Annotated in this window: 11 protein-coding genes; 5 read left to right on the top strand and 6 right to left on the bottom strand. The window is 47.1% G+C overall.

The features are described 5' to 3' along the window. Together EMM73_RS20425 and EMM73_RS19375 are read left to right on the top strand one after the other, a co-directional pair. Window positions 1-635, top strand: a 635-nt coding sequence (locus EMM73_RS20425) for an RHS repeat-associated core domain-containing protein (RefSeq protein ID WP_261373503.1), incomplete at its 5' end; no start/stop codon positions are given. 2 nt (window positions 636-637) lie between these two features. Next, window positions 638-1,075 (top strand): hypothetical protein, encoded by a 438-nt coding sequence (locus tag EMM73_RS19375; RefSeq protein WP_127688411.1) that lies wholly within the window; start codon window positions 638-640, stop codon window positions 1,073-1,075. Window positions 1,076-1,375: 300 nt separating this feature from the next. Here EMM73_RS19375 and EMM73_RS19380 read toward each other — a convergent pair whose 3' ends face one another. From EMM73_RS19380 to sixA, 4 genes are all read right to left on the bottom strand, one after another. Further along, on the bottom strand, window positions 1,376-2,578 hold the full coding sequence (locus tag EMM73_RS19380; protein WP_127688412.1) for a PepSY-associated TM helix domain-containing protein: 1,203 nt from the start codon (window positions 2,576-2,578) through the stop codon (window positions 1,376-1,378). A 7-nt stretch (window positions 2,579-2,585) separates the two neighbouring features. Next, on the bottom strand, window positions 2,586-4,715 hold the full coding sequence (locus EMM73_RS19385; RefSeq protein ID WP_127688413.1) for a TonB-dependent siderophore receptor: 2,130 nt from the start codon (window positions 4,713-4,715) through the stop codon (window positions 2,586-2,588). A 156-nt stretch (window positions 4,716-4,871) separates the two neighbouring features. Further along, entirely contained in the window at window positions 4,872-5,807 is a 936-nt protein-coding gene (locus tag EMM73_RS19390) for a Kelch repeat-containing protein (RefSeq protein WP_127688414.1), read from the bottom strand. A gap of 114 nt (window positions 5,808-5,921) precedes the next feature. Next, window positions 5,922-6,407 carry a phosphohistidine phosphatase SixA gene (sixA, locus tag EMM73_RS19395; RefSeq protein WP_127688415.1) on the bottom strand — a complete coding sequence of 162 codons (486 nt, stop codon included), beginning with the start codon at window positions 6,405-6,407 and terminating at the stop codon, window positions 5,922-5,924. A 704-nt stretch (window positions 6,408-7,111) separates the two neighbouring features. Between sixA and EMM73_RS19400 the strand changes: the two genes are divergently transcribed. The 3 genes from EMM73_RS19400 to suhB all read left to right on the top strand — a co-directional run bounded on the left by EMM73_RS19400 (window position 7,112) and on the right by suhB (window position 9,784). Continuing rightward, window positions 7,112-8,392 carry an ATP-binding protein gene (locus EMM73_RS19400; RefSeq protein ID WP_127688416.1) on the top strand — a complete coding sequence of 427 codons (1,281 nt, stop codon included), beginning with the start codon at window positions 7,112-7,114 and terminating at the stop codon, window positions 8,390-8,392. Then, window positions 8,389-8,901, top strand: a complete 513-nt coding sequence (locus EMM73_RS19405) for a response regulator transcription factor (protein WP_127688417.1) — start codon at window positions 8,389-8,391, stop codon at window positions 8,899-8,901. The genes EMM73_RS19400 and EMM73_RS19405 overlap by 4 nt, the downstream gene beginning before the upstream one ends. Window positions 8,902-8,980: 79 nt before the next feature. Beyond that, window positions 8,981-9,784 carry an inositol-1-monophosphatase gene (gene suhB, locus EMM73_RS19410; protein ID WP_127688418.1) on the top strand — a complete coding sequence of 268 codons (804 nt, stop codon included), beginning with the start codon at window positions 8,981-8,983 and terminating at the stop codon, window positions 9,782-9,784. 43 nt (window positions 9,785-9,827) lie between these two features. On the opposite strand, the gene EMM73_RS19415 is transcribed toward suhB, so the two are convergent. Both EMM73_RS19415 and EMM73_RS19420 read right to left on the bottom strand, forming a co-directional pair. Further along, on the bottom strand, window positions 9,828-10,202 hold the full coding sequence (locus EMM73_RS19415; RefSeq protein ID WP_127688419.1) for a rhodanese-like domain-containing protein: 375 nt from the start codon (window positions 10,200-10,202) through the stop codon (window positions 9,828-9,830). A 33-nt stretch (window positions 10,203-10,235) separates the two neighbouring features. After that, window positions 10,236-10,838 (bottom strand): HutD/Ves family protein, encoded by a 603-nt coding sequence (locus EMM73_RS19420; protein WP_127688420.1) that lies wholly within the window; start codon window positions 10,836-10,838, stop codon window positions 10,236-10,238. Window positions 10,839-11,143: the final 305 nt, after the last annotated feature.

Genomic DNA, 11,143 nt, shown 5'->3' on the forward strand with positions numbered 1-11,143 from the left:
TCTGGCGGGCTAAGTTGGAGGCTTTTGACCGTTCTGTGTTAAGCACAAGTATTGGTGATTTCAACATAGGATTCCCTGGCCAGTATTGGGATGCAGAAAAAGCCAGCTGGTATAACTATTTCAGGGATTATGACGCGACTTTAGGGCGCTATTTGCAGAGTGACCCTATTGGTTTGGCGGGTGGGTTGAATACTTATGGTTATGTAGGTGGGAATCCTGTAACAAAAGTTGATCGACTTGGATTATGTGAATGTAACTCCAGCCAACAGCCAACTCCACAAGTTAATACCTTCTCACAGCAAGCGGAGGTTTTGTCTAAAACCAGAACCCCACAATACAATGGTTTTAATTATAACTATAACAATTTCAGGGTTGGGGGAGGTGCAATGGCTTTATCAGCGATCTCTTTTACTGCAACTGGAGGACTAGCTACGGGATTGAGCGTCTCATCATTTGCTCTTGGAGGATATAGTATGCTCGGAGACATGGGAGGCGTGCAAGCACACCATGATGATGTACTGCAGACAACTCTTTTTAGCGTAGATGGGCGATATGGGATTGAGTATAAGTTATTCGGTCCGAATGGCGACCTAAAACGAAACGATACTTTTATGGCGCAAGGTTGCCTGGATTAATCATGAGAAAAATATCACTAGTTCTCGGCTGTATATTTTGGACTGTTTTTATCACACGATTTGCTTATGGCACCGTAGAGGTATTTAAAAAACCAAGTTTAGCGCTGTATATGATTGTAGTCTCCGATAAAACAGGATCGTATTCCACTTCGACCATGCGGGATCTTAGGATGAGCTTTTACTTGTTATTAGGTGCAAATCCGAATGAACCCCAATATTGGGGGCGTTCCGCCTTTGAAGAGGCTGTGGCTGTCGCAAATTTTGCAGCAATAAAAAAATTAACTCCGTTAGTGAATGAAAAAGTTTACTTACGGGGAGCTCAGCTTGCCTGTCGCAATACAGATACAGACTATGAAGTTCTGGAATATTTGTTCAGAGCGCGAGGAGAGCAACTTTTAACGCCAATCAACTTTTGTAAAACTGCTAACTTAGATTCGTAATATATTAGAGTACTTAAGGGGCAAGTCTTAAACCTTGTCCCTGTTTTTCAATTAAAACTAGCTAGAACTAATGCGCTCCATAACACACGGGTTAAGTCTTACGCCTTGCCCCGCTTTTAAATCAATACAAAGAGCAAAAGTAAACAACACCGGGCGCATGAATTATAAAAATTCAGGGTTTATGGGGATGGGATTAGCCCTCTGGACTTATAACGAAGGTGCTTACGCTCGAGGTAAACTGAATAAAGCAGTTAACTACGGTGGCTCATCCCCTTGCCCATCATTAGCAAAACCAATCAACTAGTGCAACGCGCCAAGCTGGGGCGACAAAGGTAAGTTTTCTACTTCACGCTGTGAAAACTGCACTGAAGTGACCACTAAAGCGGCGATCACTAAAACGGATGAAAGGCCCCCGCTCCAGCCTAACCAGCGAATAAGTTGTGGTTGTTGTCTTTTGGTACGCAACCAGTGCATCCAAATTCCACCTGCGACTAAAAAAGTAAAACCCAGCCCAAATACAAAATACAGCAGCTTGACACCCAAGCCGGCAAAGTTACCAAAATGCAGCGGATCGGCCATATCAGCTATATAAGCCAAAGCTTTTAAATCGGCAGCGCGCTGAATCTGAATCACTTGTGCCGTCACCGGGTTCAGATAAATTCTGTTGGCTCTGTCCCTGACCAGCAGGCTATTGTCCTGACCAACCACCACTACTGCATTTCTCTCCGACAGCGGATAATTCAGCGCTCTGATGTCCAGCTCTGGCCTGGCCTTTTGCGCGGCCTGCATTAATTCGGTTAAAGACAAGGCTTGATATTGTGCTGTAACCAGCTCCAGCTTCGGCGCATTTGGATAATGTTCCACCTTAAACTTCAGTAAGAAATGTTCGGTGAAGTACCAAAGGCCTGTTAAAAACATCAGCAGAATAAAACCCCAACACCAGATGCCTGTCCATTTATGCCAATCGGACCAAAAAGTACGGCTCGATACTTTAGTAGCCGAAGGCAGCTGAAAGCCTTTACGCCACCACTGCCGGTACACATAAAAACTGCTGACCAGGATAATCAGCAGTAAAAAACTTAAACTGGTGACCACAATTTTGCCTGTAGGCCCAAGCGACAGGTACATATGAAGATTGCGTAAAAACCGCGACACAGTGCCCCACTGGCCTTCGCCTGTTAAGGCACCGGAAGCGGGATCAAAATAGACAAATAAAAACTCTGAGCCTTTATTCAAACTGACGCTACCTGCCAGATACCACTGCTCCGGTACATTGAGGTTACTGATTTGATAATCCGGATAAGCTTTGGCTAAGTTCTGCTCCAAAACCTGCCAGGGCACTGGGCCTTGGCGTTCAGACAAAGCCCGGTATTTTTGATCGGCCAGGTACTGAATTTCATGGCTAACCACAGCTAGCGTGCCTGTGAAGCACACCAGTAACAGCAGCAGGCCAAAGGCAAAACCTGCAAAAGAGTGCAACTTAAACCAGCTTTTAGCAGTCATAGCCAACTTAGAACTGATAACTGGCGGTCACTATGAACCGGCGTGGTTCACCGGGAAAATGCCCAGTGCGCTGAATAAAACCAGATGTCGCATAGGTTTTATCAAACAGGTTTTTCACGTTGGCTTGAAACAACCACTGCTGCCAGTGAGTTTGCCAGCTCATATCAAAGACTGTGTGAGATTTCACAAGCTGACCATCCATACTTATCTGGTCACTGACATAATCCATACCAGCAGCTATGGCTGAATTGATGCCTTCCAGTTCATACCGGCTCCAGATCCCAATCTGATGTTGTGGCGCATTGGCGAACTTGTCACCCACAGCATTGGTGATAGCACTGGTGCTCTCGATAATACGGGTATCGTTATAGGCATAGTTAACATTCAGCACCCAGGAGTCGGTTAAATCGCCCAATAAATCCAGTTCCAGCCCTTTACTTTTTACCTCACCCAAGGCAATTAAATCATCACGGCCATCACCAGCCACATCACCACGAGGATCAGTTTGCAATATGTTATTTCTGATCATTTCATAAGTGGCCAGATTCAGGCGTATTGCATCATTGAGTAAAGAGAAACGTGCACCAGCCTCGATAATGCTGGACTGTTCAGCGTCAAAAGGGCCACCCACTTCAGGCAGCTGGGAGGTGCTGGCCTGAGGGCTAAAGCCTGTGCCTTTGAGTGCATACAAACGTACCCAGTCCGTCAACTGGTAAGTAGAACCTATACGCCAGGAGCTGTCACTGCCATCCACTTGTGACGACGCTATATTGTTTTTATCTTCAAAACTATCCCAGCGTACACCCAGCAACAGATTCCAGCTTGAAGTTAAATCCAGCTGATCCTGCAGATAAACCCCCTGACGTACTGCAGTGGTATCTGTTGGAGTGGACCTAATACTGTCAATATCATAATCAGCAGCTGAGGTCAGGCCATACACAGGGTTGATCAGGCTGATTCCCGTAGCTTTACCGCCCTGCTCTATCGGCGCTACATTGCGGCCCAAAAAGTAGGAGTCCTGGGTCATGGTATCAGCGCCTATCAGCAATTGATGGTTAAAGCCTGCGGTGCTGAATTCAACAATATTGTTCCAGGTCACACTGTTTGCAGTATTTTCACGGCGTTGATCCCTGAACTGACGGCGGCAATAATCTACGACGCCATCGCCATCTGTATCAAAGCTACAAAAAGGTTCATGGTAGTTTTGTAATTCAGTATTTTCATAACGACGCCAGGTCAGGTCGGTGCGCCAGTTGCTATTAAATTCATGATCGGCCCGAAGCTGCCAGACATCAGCGTCCAGTGACTGGAAATCTGTCGCTTCGTTATGGTTCCAGGCTCTGTCGCCGAGGAAGTTGCCCTGATCATCTGTAGGTACACCCCGTAACCGGGCGCCCTGATAATCCTGAGTCACTGTATTGTATTGCAGGGTCAGGCTGGTGCTGTCGGTCAGATCAATCAGATAACCCAAGTCCAGAATGTCGTTTTCAACTTTGGTATTCCAGCGAAAAGGCTGCTCAGAATCGCGATAATAGCCAAAACGATAGGCTTGCTGTTCTGTTAAAGGGCCACTCAATTCCAACGAGCCTTGCCAATAACTATCATTGCCTAACGCAAACTCTAGCTGGTTTTTACTGCTTCGTTGTGGCTTTTTAGTGACGTAGTTAATTAAGCCACCTGGTGCGCTGCTGCCATATAAAGCACCACTGCTGCCTTTGAGTAGTTGCACTTCCTGCACATTAAACAACTGCGGCACAGCAAAACCATTAAAAGGATCGCCTCTTACACCGTCGTATAAAATTTCATCCTGACGGAAACCACGGAAAGTCACACCTGAATAACTAAAAGCACTGACGCCACTCATACTGCGGTATAAATCTGTGACCTGACGGGCAGCCTGATCGCGGATCAGGGCTTCGGGTAACACCTGAATGCTCTGAGGCACCAGTTCTAAATCTGTATCTGTTCTGGTGCCTACACTGCTTTGTCCAGCCCGGTATAGCGTCTGGGCGCGGCCTTTGACCTCTATCACCTCTAACTCTTTTTCAGATTGCTGTTTATCCAGCGTCTGGGCATAACCAGGAAACATAAGTACAGTAACAACAGAAAGAGTTAAGGTAGCAGGTGAAGACAACATAATAGCCTCTGAGCAACAACAAGGCTGCACAGATTAAACGAGAATCATTCTCAATTCAATATAGCTTAGCTCAAACATCCCTGCTTTCTGCACATCAGTGCACTACAAAAATAAAAGAGGGGGCATGCTCTGACAGGTAGAGATTGCCCCATTGCACTAAAGTCTGAATTTTTGAATGTAATCAAGAAAAGGTCCGCTTTGACCTGTAGTACCGCCAAAGACGTACACTTGCTGTCCCAAAGTGACAGCTGCATTATGTCGGCTTGCCTCGTAGCCTAAGTCCAATTTTTGCCACTGTGCTTTGTTAAAATCATAACTATAAGTTGAGGCCATCTGTTCGTAATCACCAAACACCAGTAATTTATTTTGCTTCACTGTGACAGAATGAGCACTGAGTGCTATTGGCAAATCAGGCAGCATTTGCCATTCATTGGTTGTTGGATTAAAACGTTCAAATGATCTGAGCGCCCTCTTATGGTCATAGCCACCCACCAGATAAATCCAATCGTCTTTTACCACCGCCCTGGTATCTTTTGCCATCGGCATATCTTCAGCCCTCAGCCACTGCTGTTTAGATAAATCATACACAGCCACTGTAGCAGTTGGCACCAAATGAGTACGCATAATCAGTGAGCCACCAAACACAAAAATCCTGCCATTAGCCAGTACTGCAGTATTGCTTCGGGTAGGCATTGGTAAATTAGCGGCAAAGGTCACATCGCCCGTTTTGGTATTTAATACTTCAACTCGCGTTTCCAAACCAGCACCAGCACCGGACATTGAGACGCCACCCAAAATATAAATTGATTCCTTCCCATCCCATACCGCTGAAAAATAGCGACGAGGAATAAGTTTGTCTTTCCATTGTTCGAGTTGTCCTGTCACGGGATCATAAACTTCAACATCTGACAAAAACCCAGAGTCGTTAGACCCTGCAAGGATAAAAATCCTTTTCCCATCCTCAACTGCCGCATGGGCATATCTTGCTTCGAGCATCCTTTGAGGCACAACTGCATTGCGGCTGCAGGCAGTAACAACAACTAAAAGAAGGCAAAGGCCAAAGACTCGTCGAGTGAAACAATCCCTATACATACAAATCCCTAATATTACAAAAAGTATACAAATGATGTTATATCTGCTTCGCTCAGGGAATTCAAGCCAGTGTTCATTTGCGCTGCAATTCAGCTAAAAAATACCTTACAAGTTTCACATAAATTTTGCAGGCACAGACCAGGCCAGCCGCACAGGCACTGTTGATTCGGAGTCCAGTTCAAGACAAGTTAAAGAGGCTTTTTTCAGCTCAAGAAAAGCTTTATCCAGCCCCAATAATTCATTCACCAGCGACGCCAGTTCAGGTTCATGCCCTACCAACAACACAGCTTCATTGTCCTGCAACTGACTGATTAAATATTCTTTAATTTCAATGGCAGAAACTGCTGGCAATAAGCAGTGCCATTCTTCAACAGCGGTTTTGACACCAGAATCTTTGCGCACCAAAGCGGCCGTTTGCACAGCTTTGGTTTGTGGGCTACAAAAAATCCGATCGGGCAATAAACCCTGTTTTTGCATAAAAGCGGCCACACGGCGCGCCTGTAATCTGCCCTTTTCATTCAGACAACGGTCGGCTTCATCCACCAGCGAAGTTCGCACATCTGCCGTCGCGTGGCGCATCAGATAAAGTACAGCTTTCATCAATTTCACCTTTAGTGCAGAAAATGCTGGCAGACTATAGCGAACCTATTACAGATATATGACTTTCCCCTTTGTAATTGACGCCGCAGCTTTGTTGACGGCGTCGCGGGCGACCCTAAAGGTCGCCCCTACAATAAATCCCACGGGCTTCCGTTGCCCCTGCTGTTATTTGGGTAATAAATTGTAGGGGCGGGGTTTATCCCCGCCCGTTCGGTGGCCATAACAGGCGTTGCTGTCTGAAATTGATGTTGCTGCATCGCGGGCGACCATAAAGGTCGCCCCTACAGTATTTCGGGTTGGTCATTATTTTGGATTAGTCATTGTAGGGGCGGGGTTTATCCCCGCCCGTTCGGTGGCCATAACAGGCGTTGATGTCTGAAACTGATGTTGTTGCATCGCGGGCGACCATAAAGGTCGCCCCTACAGTATTTTGGGTTGGTCATTATTTTGGATTGGTTATTGTAGGGGCGGGGTTTATCCCCGCCCGTATCGAGTGGCAATCAACTGGGTAATTGCCAACTGGGTTCTTGGCCAATTGAGCAGCCCAACAAACCAACTGCGACACTTTGCCACATTGCGCAGTACAGACAAGCAGCAGACAATGATCCCGACTTCCACCAGATGACAAGGTGTTCCCACTCCTATAATCTGGGCTGTCAGTTTTTTGCAACGGCTGCTTTGCAGCCGCTTTTTTTTGAGACGCTATGAACAGCATATTTGCCCGCAAAGATACCAGCCCGGCTCACCCCATTCAGCAACTGCAGCGTTTTCGCTGGGTCTTGATTGCCTTAGAACTTCTGGCCAGCCTGATAGGTTATCTGTTGGAGTACCCTATCCATAGCTGGAGCCTGCTGTGTTTTGTCATTGCAGTACATTGCTTTACCAATATCAGCCTTAAACTCTGGCGTGGTCAGCAAGGCTCAGAACAACGTTTTATTGCCATCAGCATCTTGATTGATCTCTTTATGATCACAGCGCTGCTGGCGATGACAGGAGGCGCCAGCAATGGCTTTGTCGCCATATTACTGCTGCCTGTGGCTGTTACTGCGGTGTTATTTTCTGCAATTCCCAGCTACCTGATGGCGATACTGGCTATTGGCTGTTACAGCCTGCTACTGCAAGTTCCACTCAGCACAGATGTGCATGCCATGCACCAGCATCATAGTGCTGAGCCAGCGGGCATAGAACCTTTTAGCCAACATATCAGCCAGATGTGGTGGGCTTTTAGCTTTAGCGCTTTTATCGTCAGCTGGTTTATCAGCGCCCAAACCCAGCGTATTCGCAGCACTTCAGCACAGTTAAACAAACTGCAACAAAAACAACTGCAGCATGAGCAAATACTGGCTGTGGCCACCTATGCCGCTAATGCAGCTCATGACTTAGCCACGCCACTGCAAAATCTGGTGCTGCTGACCGACGAGCTGACAGAGCAACAACAAGACGCCGCTTTAGCTGCCGATCTGCGCCAGCAACTGCAACTCTGTCAGCAGATAGTGCAAAAACTTCGCAGCAACGCCCAGCAACTGCGTAAAGGTGAGGTACAATCCCAGCCTTTGTATAACGCTATTGAGCACAGCGTTCAGCTGTGGCTGGTGAGCCGGCCTGAAATCAGCATGGAGCAATACTTCGCAAGCGATCAATCGCCTTTAACAGTGACGGATAGCATCAGCCTGGCGGCTGCTTTGTTTAATATTCTGGATAACGCAGCTGACGCCAGCTTAGCCAACAAAGAGCCTAAATTAAGCCTGACCATGCAACAGAAGCAGGGCCAGCTGGAGTTACAAATTCGCGATTATGGCCCTGGTTTATCAGAAAAAGAGCTGGCGCAACTGGGCAAAAAGCCACAACCAAGTGAACAAGGTTTAGGTTTGGGCCAATTCCTCGCGAATGTGTCCATCGACAGTCTGGGTGGTACAGTCGAGCGCAGCAACTGCACCGATGGCGGCGTGTTAACCCGTATTTATTTTGGTAATAAAGCACAATGAAACTGGTGCTACTGGACGATGATGTCACTTTAACACGCACTTTGTGTCGTCGACTGGAAGGCTTGGGCCATCAGGTAAAATGCTATAACGAGGCAGTAACCCCGGACTTATTAGTGGCAGAACAGGCCGACTGTTACCTGCTGGATTTACGTTTTGGTACTGTCTCTGGTCTGGATTATGTGGCGCCGTTACGACAACAACTGCCGTTATGTCGCATCGTATTACTAACGGGCTACGCCAGCATAGCCACAGCAGTGCAAGCAGTAAAAGCCGGAGCAGACGACTACCTGACCAAGCCTGTGGATTTCGCAACTTTAACTCAGGCTTTAAGTGGCCAAGTGAGCCAAACGGCAGCAACTGAAGCCGATGTTTTATCGACAGATCAGCTGGAATGGGAGCATATTCAACGGGTTCTGGAACAACATCAGGGCAATATCTCCCAGACCGCCAAAGCACTTGCCATGCACAGACGAACCCTTCAGCGCAAACTACAAAAACACAGGCCCTGAATTCGCTTTACTTTTTCTTCTCAGCGGCTACAATACGCGCCGCTCTTTTGACTGTTCTTTATACAATAAGGTAATCGTTATGCATCCGATGTTAAACATCGCAATTCGTGCTGCCCGCAGCGCAGGTAATGTCATCGCTAAAGCTTGTGGTCAGATGGACTTAGTTCAGACGACTCAGAAAGGCACCAATGACTTTGTGACCAACATCGATAAAGAAGCAGAACAGGCCATAGTGCATGTTTTACGTAAGTCATTCCCGGATCACGATATTATCGGTGAAGAGAACGGCGAATATGGCAACAACAATAGCGATTACCAGTGGATCATCGACCCTCTTGATGGCACCACCAACTTTATCAAAGGCATTCCTCACTTTGCTGTATCCATAGCTTTGCGTCATCAGGGCAAACTGGATCAAGCCGTGGTTTTTGACCCATTACGTGGTGAAGTATTCACAGCATCCCGTGGTGCAGGCGCTCAGCTCAATGGCCGTCGTATCCGTACCACCAATTTACCTGAATTAAGCGGCGCTATTCTGGCGACAGGTTTCCCATTTAAACACAAACACCATTTAGACGCGTACACCGAAACTTTTAAAACTCTGATGACTCAGGCCGCAGACGTGCGTCGCACTGGTTCAGCAGCGCTGGATTTATGTTATGTCGCAGCAGGCCGTTTTGATGGTTTCTGGGAAATTGGTTTAAAGCCGTGGGATTTTGCTGCAGGCGAGCTGATCTTACGTGAAGCCGGTGGCTTAATCAGTGACTTCGCTGGTGGTAACAACTACCTGCGCAGCGGCAACATTGTTGCTGGCAGTCCAAAAGTATTAGGTGCCATGTTAAAAGGCATGCGCCCACATTTAACAGAAGCTCTGCTGAAATAAATATCCCTGTTGGGGACGGGTTTATCCCGTCCCTCTTCATTCATCAAATCTGCGGCTTAGTCAAAGGCAAACCAGCATTGACCCAGGCTGTATAACCACCCGCTAAACTCCAGACATCCTGATAGCCCATTTTCTGCAGCATATCGGCCGCTAATGCCGAACGAAAACCACCACCACAATACAAAATCAGCGTTTGCTTTTTATCCTGCACTGCATTTTCCACGTCGCGCTCAATCACGCCTTTACCCAAATGAATAGCAGCAGGCAAATGCCCGGCCAGCCACTCTAAATCTTCCCGCACATCCACCAGCACATAAGGGGTTGGAAACTTGTGTAAATCAGCAATAGTCAGCTCTTTCACTCTACTTTTGGCATCGTCGACTACAGCCAGAAAACCCGGGGAATGTTGTTTGCTCATAGGTAAATCCTTTCTAACATCAGTGTCTTTATGTTACGCGCCTTGTCTGGCTTGTAAAAGAGGTCGTTGGTGAATACAGATCCACACCAAATGACATGGCTCCACACCAGCTTTCATCTGCAACTCCCCTACCTCATCAGTGCATAACAAGCTTTGCCCTGCATCCAATTGATAACTCTGCTCTTTGAAACTTACCTGAAGCTCACCAGACGCCAGATATAACAAAGATTCACTGGCAAGAGTTAAAGATAAAGGTTCAGTTACAGACAGTACCTGCAAGCTGGCTTTTACATCAACGCGCCTGGTCATCAGATTAAAATCCCGCACTGGCCCTTCTATTAAAGTGCAGTCAATGGCGGTTTCGCCGGCAAAAGCAAAAGGCAGCAAGGCTTTATCCAACACTAAGGGCTGATCTTCAGCACCATGCAGACAAAAGCCTCTACCTTGCAGCAGCATAATAATGCGGTCGGTTTGTTCAAAGCGGGAAAAAGCACCGTCACTGGTGACTTCGGCGATGGATACACGCCAGCGCATGCCGATATCGTCGTCAGAACGGGCGAGTTGATGAGTAATGCCACCGCCATTTTTCCAGGCCTGAGTTTGCCATTGGTTGGGGGAGATAAGTTGGAGCGCCATAGGAAGAACTTAAAAGCTATCTAAAGTGACTTATCTTAGGTGCTCTAGTGCTATGACAAAAGAGCAACACAAATAAAAAACGCCCCTTTGCAGCGAGGCGTAAATGTAGGGGCGACCTTTATGGTCGCCCGCAAAGCAGCAACATAAATTCCAGACACTAACGGCTGTTATGTCCATCTGACGGGCGGGGATAAACCCCGCCCCTACAATGACCCAACCAAAATAATGACTAACCCAAATCACTGTAGATGTATGGACTCCCCTCCCTGAGAGGGATTATGGTGAAGTTGTCACACAAACCAAAA

The organism is Rheinheimera sediminis (genome assembly GCF_004005375.1).
Taxonomy (GTDB): Bacteria; Pseudomonadota; Gammaproteobacteria; order Enterobacterales; family Alteromonadaceae; genus Pararheinheimera.

Coding starts and splice junctions, on each gene's coding strand:
- EMM73_RS19375 (WP_127688411.1), top strand. CDS start 638: ATGAGAAAAATATCACTAGTTCTCGGCTGTATATTTTGGACTGTTTTT.
- EMM73_RS19380 (WP_127688412.1), bottom strand. CDS start 2,578: ATGACTGCTAAAAGCTGGTTTAAGTTGCACTCTTTTGCAGGTTTTGCC.
- EMM73_RS19385 (WP_127688413.1), bottom strand. CDS start 4,715: ATGTTGTCTTCACCTGCTACCTTAACTCTTTCTGTTGTTACTGTACTT.
- EMM73_RS19390 (WP_127688414.1), bottom strand. CDS start 5,807: ATGTATAGGGATTGTTTCACTCGACGAGTCTTTGGCCTTTGCCTTCTT.
- sixA (WP_127688415.1), bottom strand. CDS start 6,407: ATGAAAGCTGTACTTTATCTGATGCGCCACGCGACGGCAGATGTGCGA.
- EMM73_RS19400 (WP_127688416.1), top strand. CDS start 7,112: ATGAACAGCATATTTGCCCGCAAAGATACCAGCCCGGCTCACCCCATT.
- EMM73_RS19405 (WP_127688417.1), top strand. CDS start 8,389: ATGAAACTGGTGCTACTGGACGATGATGTCACTTTAACACGCACTTTG.
- suhB (WP_127688418.1), top strand. CDS start 8,981: ATGCATCCGATGTTAAACATCGCAATTCGTGCTGCCCGCAGCGCAGGT.
- EMM73_RS19415 (WP_127688419.1), bottom strand. CDS start 10,202: ATGAGCAAACAACATTCCCCGGGTTTTCTGGCTGTAGTCGACGATGCC.
- EMM73_RS19420 (WP_127688420.1), bottom strand. CDS start 10,838: ATGGCGCTCCAACTTATCTCCCCCAACCAATGGCAAACTCAGGCCTGG.